Consider the following 17,750-nt stretch of genomic DNA (forward strand, 5'->3'; position numbering starts at 1 on the left):
GTGGCGCCAACCGCTCACCCGAGTGAGCTTGCGGCTGTCGGCGGTGTGGCCCTCTCCCACAAGGGGAGAGGGCCCAGCCATGCGCAGCGCAGTGGTCCCAGCCAAGTTCGGACACGGGGTTGGATGCTCGTAAGGTGCGAACTCTCCACTTTTTCCAGAAGGACGTTGCGCGCTCCCAACCTCCTTGACCTTCCCCCGCCAATCCGCTTGCTTGTCGGCCCAACGTCGTCAACTCCCGGGAAGAAGCCCCATGTCCTTCGTGCTGGCCATCGATCAGGGCACCACGTCCTCGCGCGCGATCGTGTTCCGCTCCGACATCTCGATCGCCGCGGTCGCGCAGCAGGAATTTCCGCAGCATTTCCCGGCCTCGGGCTGGGTCGAGCACGAGCCGGAGGACATCTGGACCTCGACGGTGATGACCTGCCGCGACGCGCTGGAGAAGGCGGGACTGACGGCGAAGGACATCGCGGCGATCGGCATCACCAACCAGCGCGAGACCACCGTGGTGTGGGACCGCGCCACCGGCCAGGCCGTCCACCGTGCCATCGTCTGGCAGGACCGCCGCACGGCCGACATCTGCGCGCGTCTCAAAGCCGAAGGCCATGAGCCGGAGGTCAGCGCGAAGACCGGCCTGATCATCGATCCCTATTTCTCCGGCACGAAGGTCGCATGGATCCTCGATCACGTGCCGGGCGCGCGCGAGCGCGCCGAGCGTGGCGAGCTGATGTTCGGCACCGTTGACTGCTACCTGCTGTGGCGGCTGACCGGCGGCAAGGTGCACGCCACCGATGCCACCAACGCCTCGCGCACGCTGCTGTTCAACATTCACACCGGGCAGTGGGACGATGCGCTGCTGAAGCTCTTGCGCGTGCCGCGCTCGATGCTGCCGGAGGTGAAAGATTCCTCGGCTGAGTTCGGCACCACCACGCCCGACCTGTTTGGCGGTCCGATCAAGGTCGCGGGCATCGCCGGCGACCAGCAGGCGGCGACCATCGGCCAGGCCTGCTTCACGCCGGGCATGATGAAGTCGACCTACGGCACCGGCTGCTTCGCGCTGCTCAACACCGGCGCCACCCCGGTGAAGTCGAACAACAAGCTGCTGACGACCATCGCCTATCAGCTCGACGGCGTCCGGACCTACGCGCTCGAAGGCTCGATCTTCGTCGCCGGCTCGGCCGTGCAATGGCTGCGCGATGGGCTCGGCATCATCAAGCATGCCGCCGAAACCGGCCCGCTCGCCGACAAGTCAGATTCCATGCAGTCGGTCTATCTGGTGCCGGCCTTCGTCGGCCTCGGCGCACCGTATTGGAATCCGCGCGTGCGCGGCGCGCTGTTCGGCCTGACCCGCAACACCGGCCCCGCCGAGCTCGCGCATGCCACGCTGGAGAGCGTGTGCTACCAGACCTACGATCTGTGGGCCGCGATGCGCGCCGACTGGCCCGATGCGTCCGCAGCCACGATCGTGCTGCGCGTCGACGGCGGCATGACCGCATCGGACTGGACCATGCAGCGTCTCGCCGACCTGCTCGACGCACCAGTCGACCGTCCGATGATTCAGGAGACCACCGCGCTCGGCGCCGCTTATCTCGCCGGCCTCAACGCCGGCGTCTATCCGGAGCCGGAAAAGTTCGCCGACAATTGGCGGCTCGAGCACCGCTTCCGGCCGGCGATGAGCGCGGCCACGCGGGAGCGCAAGCTCGCCGGCTGGGCCCGCGCCGTGAAGGGCGTGCTGGCGAGCGACGAGGGCGAGTAGGTGAACGGCATGTCGGTCCCCGACGGCCACTACGACGTTCCACACGGCAAGGTCGCGGCCGTGGTGACCTCGCTGGAAATGGTGGCGCCGCCGGTGTTGCCGCCGGATCCGATCGGCGACTGGAGCATTCGCCGCGTCGCGCAGCCCGATCTCGATTGGTACCGCGACCTCTATGCCCGCGTCGGCTGGGAGTGGCTGTGGTCGCAGCGCACGCGGATGAGCGATGCGGAGCTTGCCAAGACAGTTCGCGCCGACGGAGTCGAGATCTACACCTTGGCGCATGACGGCGGTGACGAAGCCCTGCTGGAGCTCGACTTCCGCAACAAGACCGATTGCGAGCTGGTGCTGTTCGGCGTCACCGACAGGCTGATCGGCACCGGCGCCGGACGCCTGCTGATGAACCATGCGCTGCGCCGCGCCTGGGCGCAGCCGCTGACGCGGCTCTGGGTCCACACCTGCAGCTTCGATCATCCGCGCGCGCTGGCCTTCTACCAGCGCTCCGGCTTCCGCCCCTATCGCCGCCAGATCGAGATCGCCCCCGATCCCCGCCTCGACGGTACCCTGCCGCGTTCTGTCGCCGCGCATGTGCCGCTGCTCGCCTGAACGTGGCAGCTGACAACGGCGCCGAACGGCGCTTCAATGCGCCGCACAGGAGGATAACCGATGTTCCTGATCGGCCAATACGACTCGCCTTTCGTCCGCCGCACCGCGATCGCACTCGAGCTCTACGGCATCCCGTTCGAGCACAAGCCGTGGTCGACCTTCGGCGATGCCGACAAGATCGCGCCGTACAATCCGCTGCTCCGGGTGCCGGTGCTGGTGCTCGATGACGGCGAGGCGCTGATCGATTCGGCGGCGATCCTCGATCACCTCGATGAGGCCGTCGGGCCCGAGCGTGCCATGCTGGCGCGCAGCGGCGCGCCGCGCCGCAGGCAGCTGCATACGATCGCGCTCGCGACCGGTCTCGGCGACAAGGCCGTCAGCCTGATCTATGAGCGCGTGCTGCGCAAGGACCGCCTGGCCCTGTGGGTCGCGCGTTGCGAGACGCAGATCTCCGGCGTGCTGGCGATGCTGGAGGCCGAGCGCGCCGCCGCGACGACGGATTATTGGTATGGCGAGCGCATCGGCCACGCGGACATCGCCGTCGCCTGCGTCCTGCGCTTCACCCGCGAGGCGCATCCGCATCTGTTCGACGCGACGCGTTACCCGGCGCTGGCCACGCACGCCGCCCGCTGTGAGGCGCTGTCGCCATTCCAGGCTATCGTCCAGCCACTGGCGCCGCCGAGCGGGGATTGAGCTCGTTGGAGCGAGCCGTCGCCCCGGCGATGGTGCGCTCCTTCTCCCGTTCCTCACGGGGAGAGGGGCAGCCGCACGAGAAGTGTCAGCGGAAAGACCTGCACCCCCTCACCCGGATTGTATCTGGCGATGCAATCCGACCTCTCCCCGCAAGCGGGGCGAGGTGCACCGCGCCAGCGGCGAGAGATGTTCTCACCTCAGCCCGCCAAGAGAAGCTGTGCAGCCAGGCGCGGAGCGCAGTCGAGCCACCAGCCCTCACGGCTTGAAATACACGTCCACCTTCATGCCCACCGCGAACGGACCCGGCTCGGCGAGATCGACCAGCACTTCCACCACGTCGACATCGGTCATGTTGCGCTGGCTGAGCGCAGCCGTGCGGCTGCTCTCGACCAGCGGGGCGATGGCGGCGACCTTGCCGGCGACGTCGCGGCCCCGGAAGGCGTCGGAGCGGACCACGGCCTGCTGGCCGACCTTGATCTTGTCGAGGTCGCGCTGGTCGAGCTCGGCGCGCACGCGCAGCGAGGACGTATCGCCGAGCAGCACCAGCGGTGGCGTTGTCTGCGGCGAAGCGATCTCGCCGGTGCGCGCATTGACCTGCAGCACCGCGCCGTCGAGCGGCGCGCGGATGGTGAGCTTTTCCAACGTGGCGCGGGCGCCCTGCAGATCGCTGCGGGCAATGTTGAGCTGGCCCTCGGCGCTGACCGGCAGCGGCGCATCCGCGGTGACCTTGCGCAGTTCGTCGGCCTGCTGCTCCAGCTTCGCCTGCGCGGCTGTCAGTTGCGTGCGTGCGGTGTCGACATCGGCATCGGCGCCGCGCCCGGCGCGCCGCTCGGCCACGGCCTTGTCGAGCGCAGCACGCGCGTCGAACACCGCCGCCTGCGCATCGGCGAGGCCGTCTTCGGCGCGGCGCCGCGGACCCGCGCCAGACGGCGTCGACTCCTTGTTGCGCACGCGCTTGCGCATCGCGACCTGCGCCTCGGCGCTGGCGAGCTGCGCGCGGGCTTCGGCGTCGCCGAGCCGCACCAGCGCCTGGCCGGCGAACACGGTCTCGTTCGGCTTGACCAGCACCTCCTGGATCGGCCCGACCACCGGCGCGCCAAGCTTGATCAGGCCGGATGCCGGCTCGACCCGGCCGGGTGCGACGGCCAGCCAGCGTTCCTCCTGGGCATTGGCGGCGCGCGCTGTCGGTGGAATCGAGGTCGGCGTGACGATGATCGCCAATGCAGCCGCGGCGACGAGCCCGAGCAGGTGAGCGCGTTCTGGAATTCCCGATATCATGCGTGCGAGACTTTCTTCATGGACTCGCCGCCGCTCTCCTCGCGGACGATGCGGCCGTCCTCGATGTGGATGACGCGATTGGCAAACGGCAGAATGCGCGGATCGTGCGTCACCACCAGCACCGCGCGCGACGGATCCCTGGCGATATCGGCGAGCAGGGTCATGATCGCCTGGCCGTTGGCGGTATCGAGCGCGCCGGTCGGCTCGTCGGCGAGAATGACCTGCGTCCTGCCGACGATGGCGCGGGCGATCGCGACGCGCTGCTGCTCGCCGCCCGAGAGCTGGCGCGGGAACGACCGCTTCTTCGGGCCAAGGCCGACCCTGTCGAGCACCTCGCGCGCCGCCTTCTTCGCCGCCCGCGCGCGCTCGCCGCGCACGTCGAGCGCGAGCCGGACGTTGTCCTCGGCGTTCAGCGTCGGAAACAGATGATAGGATTGGAAGATGAAGCCGATGCGCTCGCGGCGCAGCTTCGCCAGCGCCTCGGGATCGAGCCCCGCGACCGGCTGGCTGGCAACCCGCACGGTTCCGCCATCCGGCGTCATCAGGCAGCCCAGGATCGACAGCAGCGTCGTCTTGCCGCTGCCCGAGGGACCCATCAGCAGCGCCAGCTCGCCGCCCTTCAGCGACAGGCTCACGCCCTTCAGCGCCTGCACCCGGCCGGCCCCCTGGCCGAGGTGATGCACGAGATCGGTGGCCTCGAGCACGGTCTCGGTCATCGCGAGAACACCAGCGTCGGATCGATGCGCATGACCTTGAGGATCGCCGCGATCGCCGAGCCGATGCACATCGTCACCGTCAGCACGAACAGCGCGACCGTCAGCGCCGCCGTCATGATGACCGGCAGCGCCGATTCCGCCGTCGCCGCCGCCACGATCTTGCCGATGCCGGCGGCTCCGGCGAAGCCGACGATGGCGCTGAGCAGCGCCTGCCAGATGATGACGGTGTAGATGTAGCGGCTGGTCGAGCCGATCGCGCGCAGCGTCGCGAACTCGTTGATATGATCCTTTGTGCTGGAATAGAGCGTCTGCGCCACGATCACGGTGCCGACGATCAGTCCCAGCAGCGCGCCGGCGAACAGCGCCGCGCCGGCGCCGGTGCCGAACAGCCAGAACGAGCGGCTGCGGCTGCGGAACTCGGCTGCGGTCAGCACGTCGACGTTTCCGAGATTGCCGCGCAGCGCCTGCTGCACCGTGCCGAGATCGGCATCGGGCGTCAGCTTCACCAGCAGATAGGACGCCTTGTTCGGCGCGATGCCGGTATAGGTCCGCGCGCGCTCCACGTCGGTAAAAACGTAAGGCGTCGTCGTGAACGAGCGGATGCCCTTGGTCACCGCCATCACCTGCACCTTGCGATCGCGCAGCTCCGCGGCCTGCTCGACGCCGGTGATGCCGAGCCGCTCGAAATAGGTCCGGTCGATCGCGACCGCGCCCGGCACCGACAGGTCGTCCAGCCGTCCCTCCACCACGTTCCAGGGATGCAGCCCGAGTCCGCGCAGCTCCGAGCCGACCACGAAGACCGGCGTCGTCGTGCCCTGCGGCAGCCGCCATTGCGCATAGCCGATCACCAGCGGCGTCGCCTCCGCCACGCCGGGAACCGCAAGCGCGCGAAACCGCTGCCGCTCGTCGAGCAGCGAGGGGTCCTCGAAGCATTTGGTGCCGACTGGCATGATCCACAGCTCGGCCGGGGAGTGGTCGATCATGGTCGTGACCATCCGGCGGAAGCCGACATAGAGACCCATCTGCACGGTCACCAGCACGATCGAGAAGATGATGCCGATGATGGTCGCGATGAAGCGCAGCCTGTCATGGAACAGGTTTCGCGACGCAAGCCTGAACTGCAACGACATGAACCAAAACCACCCGAAGGCCCCGGGCCTATTTCAGCCGGTTACGGCGGCGATGTCCACGCCGCATCGCCTGGCGGCGACTGTGGCGCTTTGTCATTCGGAGCGGTCGTGGCGCTGGAGACACGGAGGATGGCTCCAACCCTCGGTGTCGCGAACGCCGATGAGAGGCGAGAGCCGTCCGCCATCACGAGGTGTCGTCCCGGCGAACGCAGGGACCCATAACCCCGGAAAGTTGTTGGTGAGCTCGGTCTCCGCGATCGCGTACGACCGATACATCACGCGGTATGGGTCCCCGCGTTCGCCGGGACGACAGTTGTGGGCGTGGTGACTGCGCCGGCTACTTCGCGCCGACCGCCTTCTTGCGCCAGGCCAGATGCACGGCGCAGGTGCAGCCGGCCGGATGACTGGCGAGCTCCGCGGGCGCGGCGTCGTTGGCTGCTGCGGGAGCGGGCGCAGCGGTTGCGCGAGGCGTCTCTGCCTGCTGGCCGCCCCTCGCCGGGATGTAGTTCAGGATCGGCGCCAGCCAGCGCTCGACCTCGGTCACCGTCATGCCCTTGCGCGCGGCGTAGTCCTCGACCTGGTCGCGCTCGATCTTGCCGACGCCGAAATAGAAGCTCTCCGGCGAGGCGAAATAGAGGCCCGAGACCGACGAGCCCGGCCACATCGCAAAGCTCTCGGTCAAGCGGACGCCGGCATTCTTCTCGGCATCGAGCAGCTCGAACAAGGTCGCCTTCTCGGTGTGGTCGGGCTGCGCCGGATAGCCGGGGGCCGGGCGGATGCCCTGATACTTCTCCAGGATCAGGTCATCGGCGGAGAGAGCCTCGTCCGGAGCGTAGGCCCAGAACTCGCGGCGGACGCGGGCATGCAGGCGTTCGGCAAAGGCTTCGGCAAGGCGGTCGGCCAGTGCCTTGACCAGGATCGAGGAGTAGTCGTCATTGGCGTTCTTGAAGCGGTCGGCGACGGCGTCCTCGCCGAGGCCCGTCGTGACGACGAAGCCGCCGACATAGTCCGGCACGCCGGCATCCACAGGCGCGACGAAATCGGACAACGCGGTGTTGAAGCGGCCCTCGCGCTTCTCGAGTTGCTGCCGCAGCGTGTGCAGCGTCGCGATCTCCTGGGTGCGGCCGTCGTCGGCATAGAGCACGATGTCGTCGCCGACGGCGTTCGCCGGCCAGAAGCCGATCACGGCGCGCGCCGTGAACCACTTCTCGTCGACGATGCGCTCGAGCATCTTCAGCGCGTCGTCATACAGCGCCCGCGCGGCCTCGCCGACCTTGGCATCGTCGAGGATGCCAGGAAAACGACCGGCGAGCTCCCAGGTCTGGAAGAACGGAGTCCAGTCGATATAGGGCACGAGCTCGGCGAGGTCATAGTCGACGAACGTCTTGGTGCCGAGGAAGGTCGGCTTCACCGGCTTCGCCTTGGCGAAGTCGATCTTCGGCGCGTTGGCGCGGGCGTCCGCGAGCTTCAGCCGCTTCTTGTCGGCCTGGCCGCGCAGATGCGCCGCGGCGATCTTCTGATACTCGCTGCGAACCTCCGTGGCGTAGGCATCCTTGCGCTCCGGCGACAGCAGTGAGGAGGCGACGCCGACGGCGCGGCTGGCGTCGTTGACGTGAACGACCGGGCCATTCTGGTAGTTCGGATCGATCTTGACCGCAGTATGGACGCGGCTCGTCGTGGCGCCGCCGATCAGCAGCGGCACATTGAGACCCTGGCGCTCCAGCTCGGACGCCAGATAGGCCATCTCGTCGAGCGAAGGCGTGATCAGGCCGGACAGGCCGACGATGTCGGCGTTCTCGGCCTTCGCCGTCTCGATGATCCTGGCCGCGGGCACCATGACGCCGAGGTCGATGACCTCGAAATTGTTGCACTGGAGCACGATGCCGACGATGTTCTTGCCGATGTCGTGCACGTCGCCCTTGACGGTGGCGAGCACGATCTTGCCGGCGTTGGAGCGCTCATTGGCGCGGCCCTTGTTGGCGGCCTTCTCCGCCTCCATGAACGGCATCAGATAGGCGACCGCCTGCTTCATCACGCGCGCCGACTTCACCACCTGCGGCAGGAACATCTTGCCGTCGCCGAAGAGGTCGCCGACCACGTTCATGCCGGCCATCAGCGGGCCTTCGATGACGTCGAGCGGCCGGGTCGCGGCGGCGCGGGCCTCTTCGGTGTCCACATCGATGAACTCGGTGATCCCATGCACCAGCGCGTGGCTCAGCCGCTTGCCGACCGGCCATTCGCGCCACGCGAGATCGGCCTCCTTGGTCTGCTTGCCCTGGCCGCGAAACTTCTCTGCCAGCGCCAGCAGCCGCTCGGACGCGCCGGGGTCGCGGTTGAGCACGACGTCCTCGCACACCTGGCGCAGCTCCGGATCGATGTCGTCATAGACGATCATCTGGCCGGCATTGACGATGCCCATGTCCATGCCCGCCTTGATGGCGTGATACAGGAACACCGAATGCATGGCTTCGCGCACCGGCTCGTTGCCGCGGAACGAGAAGGAGAGATTGGACACGCCGCCGGAAATGTGGGCATGCGGCAGGTTATGGCGGATCCAGCGTGTCGCTTCGATGAAGTCGACGCCGTAGTTATTGTGCTCTTCCAGCCCGGTCGCGATCGCGAAGATGTTCGGATCGAAGATGATGTCTTCCGGTGGGAAGCCGACCGTCTCGACCAGGATCTTGTAGGCGCGGGCGCAGATCTCGGTCTTGCGCTGATAGGTGTCGGCCTGGCCGGTCTCGTCGAATGCCATCACCACGACCGCGGCGCCGTGCCGGCGCGCGATCTTCGCTTCGTGAATGAACTTCTCCTCGCCCTCCTTGAGCGAGATCGAGTTCACCACCGGCTTGCCCTGCACGCATTTCAGGCCGGCCTCGATGACGTGGAATTTCGAGGAGTCGACCATCACGGGAACGCGGGCGATGTCCGGCTCCGCGGCGACGAGGTTGAGGAAGGTCCGCATCGCGGCTTCCGAATCGAGCAGGCCCTCGTCCATGTTGACGTCGATGACCTGGGCGCCGTTCTCGACCTGGTCGCGCGCGACCTGCAGCGCCGCGGTGTAGTCGCCGGCGGTGATCAGCTTGCGGAATTTGGCCGAGCCGGTGACGTTGGTGCGCTCGCCGACATTGACGAAGGGAATGGCGGGCGTCAGCTCGAACGGCTCCAGGCCCGACAGCCGCAGCCGCGGCGCGATCTCGGGCACGGCGCGCGGCTTGTGCGGGGCAACGGCGGCGGCGATCGCGGCGATATGGTCGGGGGTGGTGCCGCAGCAGCCGCCGACGATGTTGACGAGGCCGGCCGACGCGAACTCGCCGATCAGTCGCGCCATGTAGGCCGGCGTCTCGTCGTACTGGCCGAACTCGTTGGGCAGGCCGGCATTGGGATAGGCGCAGACCAGCGTGTCGGCGACGCGGCCGATGTCGGCGACATGCGCGCGCAAATCCTCGGCGCCGAGCGCACAGTTGAAGCCGATGGTCAGCGGCTTGGCATGACGCACCGAATTCCAGAACGCCTCCGGCATCTGGCCCGAGAGCAGGCGGCCGGACTTGTCGGTGATGGTGCCCGAGATCATGACGGGCACGTCGATGCCGCGCTCCTCGCAGAGCTCGGCGATGGCGTACAGCGCCGCCTTGGCGTTGAGCGTGTCGAAGATGGTCTCGAGCAGCAGGATGTCGGCGCCGCCGTCCAAGAGCCCGCGCGCCTGCTCGCCATAGGCAAGCCGGAGATCGTCGAAGGTCACGGCGCGGTAGCCGGGGTTCGACACGTCAGGCGAGATCGAGGCGGTGCGGTTGGTCGGACCCATCGCGCCGGCGACGAAGCGCTGTTTGCCGTCCTCGGCGGCAACGCGGGTCGCGGCATTGCGGGCGAGCCGGGCGCCCTCGCGGTTGAGCTCGTAGATGATGTCGGAGAGGTCGTAATCGGCCTGCGCGATCGAGGTCGCCGAGAACGTATTGGTGGCGACGATGTCGGCCCCGGCGCGCAGATATTGCGCGTGGATGTCCTCGATGGCGTCGGGCTGCGTCAGGATCAGCAGGTCGTTGTTGCCGCGGAGGTCGCGATGGAAGTCCTTGAACCGCTCGCTGCGGAAGGCGGCCTCGTCGAGCTGCAGCGCCTGGATCATCGTGCCCATGGCGCCGTCGAGAATCAGGATGCGCTCGCGGGCAGCGGCAAGGAAGGCGGTACGCGCTGGAGATACAGGGGCGGACATCAGGCGGCAGCCTTGTTGGCGGACTTCGGACGGATGCCGAGCAGATGGCTGATCGCGAACACGAGGTCGGCGCGGTTCATGGTGTAGAAATGGAAGGTGTCGACGCCATGCTTGGCGAGCTTTTGCACCTGGCCTGCGGCGACGGTCGCCGCGACCAGCTTGCGGGTCTCGGGATCGTCGTCGAGACCGTCGAATTTTTCGGCCAGCCAGTCCGGCACCGTCGTGCCGGCGCGGGTCACGAAGCCGCGCGCCTGCTTGAAATTGTGCATCGGCATGATGCCGGGCACGATCGGGATCGTGATGCCGCGGGCGCGGACACGGTCGAGGTATCGGAAGTAGAGATCGTTGTCGAAGAACACCTGGGTGATGGCGCGGGTGGCGCCGGCGTCGACCTTGGCCTTGAGCATGTCGATGTCGGCGTCGAAGTCGCGGCTCTCGGGGTGCTTCTCCGGATAGGCCGAGACCGAGACCTCGATATCGGGATGGCGCTTCTTGATGCCGGCGATCAGCTCGGGCGAGCTCTGATAGCCTTCGGCATGGGTGTAGTAGGGCGTGCCGATGCCGCCGGGCGGATCGCCGCGCAGCGCCACAATGTGGCGGACGCCGACCTCGTGATAGCGGTCGACGACCTCGTCGATCTCGTGGCGCGAAGCGCCGACGCAAGTGAGATGCGCCGCCGGCAGCAGCGCGGTTTCCTTCAGGATGCGCGCGATCGTGGCGTGGGTGCGCTCGCGCGTCGAGCCGCCGGCACCATAGGTCACCGAGACGAAGCTCGGCTCCAGCGGGGCGAGGCGCTCGATCGAGGCCCACAGCGTCCGGTCCATCTCCTCGGTCTTCGGCGGGAAGAACTCGAACGAGATCTTCGGCCGGGGAATCGCGGTGTGGCCGTCGGCAATGGCGGTGGCGAGGTCGGTCATGGCAACGCAGGTTCCGGCTGGGGCGTAAATTTCAACTCAAGAGGGGATCGGCCTCTGGATGTGCCAAGATAAGGGAAGGGCGCTGCAATAAACAGCCCACCAGAAATGGGATTTGGCCCACTGATATGGCAAGAAGCGGATTTTTGAGGAGCTATTGGAAATGCAGAGTGGGACAATAAAGGTAAACAATATCAAAGGTTATCGATTATGGCGAAGGGGTTTTTATCAATTTTGAATGTGGGATAGTTTGGTTTCGTTGATGTATACAATCGTATTTTCCCAACATTAGGTCCAGCCATCCACTGCATTTCCGGCAGGTCACCATCGCTTCCAGCCCATTGTGGCGCGCCTCGCAGTCATTAGGTTGAAGCCATGATCCCGATTTCAGTCCTCGACCTCTCCGTTACCACCACCGCCACGCCGGCGTCAGTGGCGCTGCGTAACAGCATCGACCTGGCCCGTCACGTCGATCAGCTCGGCTACGTCCGCTACTGGCTGGCCGAGCACCACAGCCTGCCGTCGGTGGCGAGCCCGTCGCCCGACATCATGATTGGGCAGATCGCGGCAGCGACGCAGCACATCCGCGTCGGCTCCGGCGGCGTGATGCTGCCCAACCATGCGCCGCTGGTGGTCGCGGAGCGCTTCAAGATGCTGGAGGCACTGTTTCCCGGCCGGATCGATCTCGGCCTGGGCCGCGCGCCCGGCACCGACGGCACCACGGCCTATGCGCTGCGCAGCCGGCTCGACCGTCGTGAGGGCGATGACTTCCTGGAGCGGCTGCATGAGCTGATGCTGTGGGAGACCCGCGAGTTCCCCGCCGGCCATCCCTACAACAACGTGATCGCCATGCCCGATGATGCGCCGCTGCCGCCGATCTGGCTGCTCGGCTCCAGCGACTATTCCAGCGAGCTGGCGGCGCAGCTCGGCATGGGGTTCGGCTTCGCGCATCATTTCGCGAGCCACGATGCCGTGGATGCGATGCGGACCTACCGCGCGCATTTCACACCGTCGCGCTGGCGCTCGCAGCCGCATGCGATCCTGGCAGTCGCAGTGGTGACAGCCGAGACCGACGCCGAGGCCGAGCGGCTGGCGTCGTCGATGGACCTCAACCGCTTGCGGCGCGACCGCGGCCAGTTCCTGCCGCTGCCGAGCCCGGAGGAAGCGGCGGCGTACATGTATACAGACGCGGACCGGGCCTCGATCGCGCGCAACCGCTCGCGGCTGTTCGTGGGCGCGCCGGCGACGGTGCGGGCCAAGCTCGATCCGATGATCGCAGCGAGCCAGGCCGACGAGCTGATGGTGATCACCGCGATCTACGATCACGACGCCCGCAAGCGCTCCTACAGCCTGCTCGCCGACGCCTTCGGCCTCGAGCGGAAGGCGGCGGCATAAGCAGGACGGCGCTGGTCTCACCATGTGATCAGCGGCGCGCGATGCAGAAAGCTGTCGTCGCTCACTTGGTCCACCACGAAGCGCGCGACGTCGGCCCGCGCAATCGTGCCGCCGTGAAAGCCGGCGAGATCCGTCAGTGCACGCAGCTTCTGCCCGCCAGGCTTGTCGTTCAGCATGGCGGGGCGAACGATGAGCCAATCGAGCCCGCTGTCGCGAATGACGGCCTCCTGCCGGTTCTTGTCCGCGTAGACGTTGCGCAGCAGCAGCGGCAGGATCAGCCGGTCGTAGACGAAGCCGCCATGGCCGCGGCTGTCGCCGGCGCCGATGCCGGTGATGGCGACCAGACGCGCGACATGCTCGGCCTTCATCGCGTTGACGAGCGCGCGCGTCGAGGTCGAGAGCGTCGTGACCTCGCGGAATGGACTGAGCGGTGTGCCCAGTGAGCTGATCACGGCGTTCTGTCCCTTGAGCGCCTTGCGCAGCGTAGCTTCGTCGCGGGCATCGCCGACGATCAATTGCGCGCCTTGCAGATCCCCGGCCCTCTCCGGCGAGCGCACCAGCGCGGTGACGTGATGGCCGCGCGCCAGCGCGTCGCGCACGATCAGCCGTCCGGTGCCGCCGGTCGCGCCGAGCACGAGGATGTTGGGCTTCATGGTGACGCCATCGTTCGTTTGATTGGTCATGATGACCTCCTTGGATTGCGCGGGACGCTCTCATGGAGACGTCCCGCAGACGCATGGGGTGTGCCGTCAGGCGACGGTCGCGCTCTCGGCGACGAAGTCGCGATAGGAGCGCAAGGGGCGGCCGAGCAGCGCGGTCAGGCGGGCGACGTCGCCATCGTCCGGCACCATGCCGTCGGTCTGAAAGCGCTCGCTCATCAGCCGCATGTCGAACGCCATCCAGCTCGGCATGAGCTGCCGCAGGTTGGTCTCGAAGCCCGCGGTGTTGTCGCCGCCATAGCCGATCGGACGCCCCAGCACCTCGGACCAGACAGCGGCGGCATCGGCGCCGTTCAGCGTGTCGGGGCCGACAAGGTTGATCCGCGTCAGCGGCAGCGGCGTCGAGGACTGCTCGCGGCGGATCAGATCGATGGCCGCGATCTCGCCGATGTCACGGGCATCGATCATGGCGAGGCCTTTGCTGCCGATCGGCATCGGGTACACGCCGTAGCCGCGCACGACGTCCCTGATCGTGAGATCGTTGTTCATGAAGTAGGCCGGCCGCAGGATGGTGGCGTGGAGGCCCATCTGCTCGATCATCCGCTCGACGGCGAATTTGCCGGCGAAGTGCGGCACGTTGACGTAGACGTCGCTGTGGATCACCGAGAGATAGACGATCCGCTCGATGCCGGCCTCGCGAGCGATGTTGAGCGCGACCAGCGCCTGGGTGAATTCCTCTGATGTGACGGCGTTGAGCAGAAACAGCGTCGAGACGCCAGAGAACGCGCCGCGGAGCGAATCGATGTCGAGCAGGTCGCCTTGGGCGATCTGAACGCCCGCTGGAAAGTTGGCCTTGGCGGGATCGCGGACGAGGGCGCGGACATCGGCGCCGCGCTTGACGAGCTGTTCGACGACGCGGCGGCCGACATTTCCAGTGGCGCCGGTCACGAGGATGGTCATGGGGATCACTCCGGGTTGGCTTGTTGGGACACCCGGAAGATATCGATCCACACGCGAGCCAATAGACGCTATATCTGTACAGGTCGTCTCACTGGTGGAACGGATGGATCTGCTTGCGCTCGCCGATTTCAACCTCGTCGCCCGCCACGGCGGCTTCGGCCGTGCCGCCCGCGCCAGCGGTCGTCCCAAGGCGACGCTGTCCCGCCGGGTCGGCGAGCTGGAAGCGAGCCTGGATCTCAGGCTCATCGAGCGCGGCGGACGCGCGCTGAAGCTGACCGAGGAGGGGCGGGCGCTGTTCGAGCGCGCGGGGGCGCTGCTGACCGAGCTCGACGAGACGGTCGCCGCCATTTCCTCCGGCGGCGACAAGCCGCGCGGCCGGTTGCGGATCAGTGCGCCGCTGCTGTTCTCGCAGACCGCGATGGGCAAGCTCGCCGCCGCGTTTGCGCTTCGATATCCGGAGGTCCGTCTCGACGTGACCACCGACGACCGCACCGTCGACATGGTCGAGGAAGGCTATGACCTGGTGATCCGGGTCAATCCCGATCCCGATGAAAGTCTGGTTGGACGCATCTTCCTGCGCGACCAACTGGTGGTCGTGGCGAGCCCAGGCCTGACGCGGCCGGCGGATCACGCCGTCATTCCAGCGGTCGTGCGCGGCAGCGATCAGAACGCAGTCTGGGAGGTGAAAGGGCCGGCGGAACGATCGCGCATCGCGTTCGACCCCATCCTTCGCCTGTCGTCGCTGATCATGGTTCGCGATGCGGTCCGCGCGGGCGTCGGCGCCGCGTGCCTGCCGCTGTCGCTCGTCAGCCACGATCTGGCGGCCGGCCGGCTGGCGCATTGGGGCGATCTGGACGCGCCCGCCATCGCGCTGTGGACGCTCTATCCATCGCGCCGGCTGCTGAGCGCGCGCGTCTCCGCCTTCCTCGAGCATCTGAAGGCGGCGTTCCCGACGGGAACGCCCGCGGAGCTCGCGGCCTATCTCGAAGCGTGAGCCCCGATCACTCCATCCGCTCGCTGAACGTCGCGCGGAACGGATGCGCCGGATAGACGCCGACGATGCGCAGCTCGCGCGAGAAGAACTTCAGCTCCTCCAGCGCGAAGGCCAGCCCCTTGTCGTTGGGATGGCCGTCGACGTCGGCGTAGAACTGCGTCGCGAAGAAGTTGCCGTCGACCATGTAGCTCTCGAGCTTGGTCATGTTGACGCCGTTGGTGGCGAAGCCGCCGAGCGCCTTGTACAGCGCGGCCGGCAGGTTGCGGACGCGGAACACGAAGCTCGTCACCAGCGGCCCGGAATTCTGCTCTGCCCACTGCTCCTGGCGCGCCAGCACGACGAAGCGGGTGGTGTTGTGGGCCTCGTCCTCGATGTCCTCGGCGAGGATGTCGAGGCCGTAGATCTCGGCGGCCAGCCGCGAGGCGATCGCCGCCACGCTCTTGTCGCCGCGCTGCGAGACGTCCCGCGCGCTGCCCGCGGTGTCGCCGGCCACGATCGGCCGGACGCCGAGCTGGCGGATGATGCGGCGGCACTGGCCGAGCGCGTGGACATGGCTCTCGACCGTCTTGATGTCGGCGAGCCTGGTGCCCTTCAGCGCCATCAGCTGGTGGCGCACCGGCAGGAACCATTCGCCGATGATGTAGAGGCCAGAGGCCGGCAGCAGATGGTGGATGTCGGCGACGCGGCCTGCGACCGAATTCTCGATCGGGATCATGCCGAGATCGGCCTCGCCGGAGGAGATCGCGCTCAGCGCGTCCTCGAAGGTCGCGCAGGGCATGGCCTCGGCGGTCGGATAGGCCTCGGAGATGGCGATGTGGGAATTGGCTCCCGGCTCGCCCTGGAATGCGATTTTCAAGATCTTGCTCATGGTGGGCCTTCTAGCAGCTCAAGCCTTTGTCAATTAAGCCTTGGACAGCAGCCGGCGTGCGGTTTCGAGGTCGGCCGCGGTGTCGACGCCGCGCGGCACGGCGTCGACTACCATCACGTCGATGCGCATGCCGTCCTCCAGCGCCCGCAGCTGTTCCAGCTTCTCCTGCTGCTCCAGCGGCGATGGCGGCAGGCTGACGAAGCGCTCCAGCGCCGCCCTGCGGTAGGCGTAGAGGCCGATGTGATGGTACCTCGGTCCGTCGCCATGCGGCGCCGTGGCCCGGGTGAAATACAGCGCGCGCAGGCGCCGTCCACCGACAGTCGAGCCGACCGCCTTGACGACGTTCGGGTTGAGGCTCTCCTCCTCGGTATGGATCTGCGCGGCAAGGGTCGCGATGTCGACCGCGGGATCCTCCAGCGGCGGCAGCACGTCGCTGATGTTCTGCGGGTCGATGGTCGGGAAATCGCCCTGCAGGTTGACCACGATCTCGGCCTCGCGGGCAGGGTCGAGCTTGCACATGGCCTCGTAGATGCGGTCTGACCCCGAGGGGTGATCCGGCCTGGTCATGACCACCTCGCCACCCGCGGCAGCGACAGCCGCAGCAATCTCCGGCGTGTCCGTTGCCACGGCCACCCGGCCGATTCCCGCCTCCTGCGCGCGCCGGAGCACCTGCACGATCATCGGCTGGCCGGCGATGTCGAGCAGCGGCTTACCGGGCAGGCGGGTCGAGGCCATGCGGGCCGGGATCAGCACGAGGATTTTGGACTTGGTCATCCGGAAAACGGCAGGTCGGAGCCGGTCGCAACAGCGCGGCCGGGCTTGATGGGGACAGCGAAAGCCGCCCGCTTATACGGGTTGCCAGAGCACGGGCAAACCGATATCTCACTTCTGCCGCAGGGGGAGGCGCGACGGCTCGATTCCGCTCGATGCCTTCACGAGTCCTTTCTCGAATCCTGGGGCGACTCACGGTCGCGGCCCCGCGGCCCCCAAGCAATGAAATCCGCCCTCGGAGCCTGATTCCAAAATGGACTCCTTCGAACTGAACAAAATCCTCGGCGCCGTCCTGGCCGCCTGTCTGGTCGTGCTGGTCACGAGCTTTTCCGCCGGCGCGCTGTTCGCGCCGAAAATGCCGGAGAAGCCGGGTTTCGAGATCGCGGTGAAGGAGGCCGAGGGCGCAGGCAAGGAAGCCGCTGCGCCGGCCGCGGCCGAGCCGATCGAGAAGCTGCTGCAGACCGCCTCGGTCGAGAAGGGCGCTGCCGCTGCCAAGAAGTGCGCGGCCTGCCACACCTTCGACAAGGGCGGCAAGAATGCCGTCGGCCCGAACCTCTACGGCATCGTCGGCGACAAGATCGGCGAAGGCCGCGGCTTCAAATTCTCGGCAGCGATGGCGGCCAAGGGCGGCACCTGGACGATCGAGGAACTCAACCACTTCATCGCCAATCCGAAGGGCTACATCCCGGGCACCGCGATGGGGTTTGCCGGCATCCAGAAGGACTCGGAGCGCGCCGACGTGCTGGCCTATCTGAACTCGCTGTCGGACAATCCGGCGCCGCTGCCGACCGCAGCCAAGTGATCGGCTG

At 67.3% G+C, this 17,750-nt stretch carries 15 protein-coding genes; 6 read left to right on the plus strand and 9 right to left on the minus strand.

Annotation, left to right across the window (positions count from 1 at the left end):
* Window positions 1-250: 250 nt before the first annotated feature.
* From glpK to ACQR1F_RS16455, 3 genes are read left to right on the plus strand one after another with little or no spacing between them, the layout of a single operon-like run.
* On the plus strand, window positions 251-1,753 hold the full coding sequence (gene glpK, locus ACQR1F_RS16445) for a glycerol kinase GlpK (RefSeq protein WP_434913469.1): 1,503 nt from the start codon (window positions 251-253) through the stop codon (window positions 1,751-1,753).
* 9 nt (window positions 1,754-1,762) lie between these two features.
* On the plus strand, window positions 1,763-2,356 hold the full coding sequence (locus ACQR1F_RS16450) for a GNAT family N-acetyltransferase (RefSeq protein ID WP_315805751.1): 594 nt from the start codon (window positions 1,763-1,765) through the stop codon (window positions 2,354-2,356).
* 60 nt (window positions 2,357-2,416) lie between these two features.
* The gene (locus tag ACQR1F_RS16455) at window positions 2,417-3,049 is read left to right on the plus strand and encodes a glutathione S-transferase family protein (RefSeq protein WP_434913470.1); all 633 of its coding nucleotides are present in this window, start codon (window positions 2,417-2,419) and stop codon (window positions 3,047-3,049) included.
* Between the two features lie 255 nt (window positions 3,050-3,304).
* On the opposite strand, the gene ACQR1F_RS16460 is transcribed toward ACQR1F_RS16455, so the two are convergent.
* From ACQR1F_RS16460 to metF, 5 genes are all read right to left on the minus strand, one after another.
* Window positions 3,305-4,327, minus strand: coding sequence for an HlyD family secretion protein (locus ACQR1F_RS16460; protein WP_434913471.1), 1,023 nt, complete (start codon window positions 4,325-4,327; stop codon window positions 3,305-3,307).
* Window positions 4,324-5,043, minus strand: a complete 720-nt coding sequence (locus ACQR1F_RS16465; RefSeq protein WP_434913472.1) for an ABC transporter ATP-binding protein — start codon at window positions 5,041-5,043, stop codon at window positions 4,324-4,326. Before ACQR1F_RS16465 ends, ACQR1F_RS16460 begins: the two co-directional genes overlap by 4 nt.
* On the minus strand, window positions 5,040-6,173 hold the full coding sequence (locus tag ACQR1F_RS16470; protein ID WP_434913473.1) for an ABC transporter permease: 1,134 nt from the start codon (window positions 6,171-6,173) through the stop codon (window positions 5,040-5,042). The genes ACQR1F_RS16465 and ACQR1F_RS16470 overlap by 4 nt, the downstream gene beginning before the upstream one ends.
* Before the next feature lie 337 nt (window positions 6,174-6,510).
* Complete coding sequence (metH, locus tag ACQR1F_RS16475; protein ID WP_434913474.1) at window positions 6,511-10,380, minus strand: methionine synthase; 3,870 nt, start codon at window positions 10,378-10,380, stop codon at window positions 6,511-6,513.
* Window positions 10,380-11,297 (minus strand): methylenetetrahydrofolate reductase [NAD(P)H], encoded by a 918-nt coding sequence (gene metF, locus ACQR1F_RS16480; RefSeq protein WP_315805757.1) that lies wholly within the window; start codon window positions 11,295-11,297, stop codon window positions 10,380-10,382. The genes metH and metF overlap by 1 nt, the downstream gene beginning before the upstream one ends.
* Window positions 11,298-11,669: 372 nt before the next feature.
* Here metF and ACQR1F_RS16485 point away from each other — a divergent pair, with 372 nt between their 5' ends.
* Window positions 11,670-12,689, plus strand: coding sequence for an LLM class flavin-dependent oxidoreductase (locus ACQR1F_RS16485; RefSeq protein ID WP_315805758.1), 1,020 nt, complete (start codon window positions 11,670-11,672; stop codon window positions 12,687-12,689).
* A 17-nt stretch (window positions 12,690-12,706) separates the two neighbouring features.
* Here ACQR1F_RS16485 and ACQR1F_RS16490 read toward each other — a convergent pair whose 3' ends face one another.
* Together ACQR1F_RS16490 and ACQR1F_RS16495 are read right to left on the minus strand one after the other, a co-directional pair.
* Window positions 12,707-13,372: an NAD(P)-dependent oxidoreductase gene (locus tag ACQR1F_RS16490; RefSeq protein WP_315805759.1), complete on the minus strand. Its 666-nt coding sequence runs from the start codon at window positions 13,370-13,372 to the stop codon at window positions 12,707-12,709.
* Window positions 13,373-13,438: 66 nt separating this feature from the next.
* Complete coding sequence (locus ACQR1F_RS16495) at window positions 13,439-14,308, minus strand: SDR family oxidoreductase (protein WP_434913475.1); 870 nt, start codon at window positions 14,306-14,308, stop codon at window positions 13,439-13,441.
* Window positions 14,309-14,411: 103 nt separating this feature from the next.
* On the opposite strand from ACQR1F_RS16495, the gene ACQR1F_RS16500 reads away from it, so the two are divergent.
* On the plus strand, window positions 14,412-15,302 hold the full coding sequence (locus ACQR1F_RS16500; RefSeq protein WP_316238186.1) for a LysR family transcriptional regulator: 891 nt from the start codon (window positions 14,412-14,414) through the stop codon (window positions 15,300-15,302).
* 7 nt (window positions 15,303-15,309) lie between these two features.
* Here ACQR1F_RS16500 and ACQR1F_RS16505 read toward each other — a convergent pair whose 3' ends face one another.
* Both ACQR1F_RS16505 and ACQR1F_RS16510 read right to left on the minus strand, forming a co-directional pair.
* Window positions 15,310-16,170: a prephenate dehydratase gene (locus ACQR1F_RS16505; RefSeq protein ID WP_316177211.1), complete on the minus strand. Its 861-nt coding sequence runs from the start codon at window positions 16,168-16,170 to the stop codon at window positions 15,310-15,312.
* Between the two features lie 33 nt (window positions 16,171-16,203).
* The gene (locus tag ACQR1F_RS16510) at window positions 16,204-16,944 is read right to left on the minus strand and encodes a 3-deoxy-manno-octulosonate cytidylyltransferase (RefSeq protein WP_434913476.1); all 741 of its coding nucleotides are present in this window, start codon (window positions 16,942-16,944) and stop codon (window positions 16,204-16,206) included.
* A 250-nt stretch (window positions 16,945-17,194) separates the two neighbouring features.
* Between ACQR1F_RS16510 and ACQR1F_RS16515 the strand changes: the two genes are divergently transcribed.
* Window positions 17,195-17,743, plus strand: a complete 549-nt coding sequence (locus tag ACQR1F_RS16515; protein ID WP_434892687.1) for a c-type cytochrome — start codon at window positions 17,195-17,197, stop codon at window positions 17,741-17,743.
* The last annotated feature ends 7 nt before the right edge of the window (window positions 17,744-17,750 follow it).

The sequence above is a fragment of the Bradyrhizobium sp. HKCCYLS3013 genome (assembly GCF_051167615.1).
In the GTDB taxonomy this organism is placed as follows: domain Bacteria; phylum Pseudomonadota; class Alphaproteobacteria; order Rhizobiales; family Xanthobacteraceae; genus Bradyrhizobium.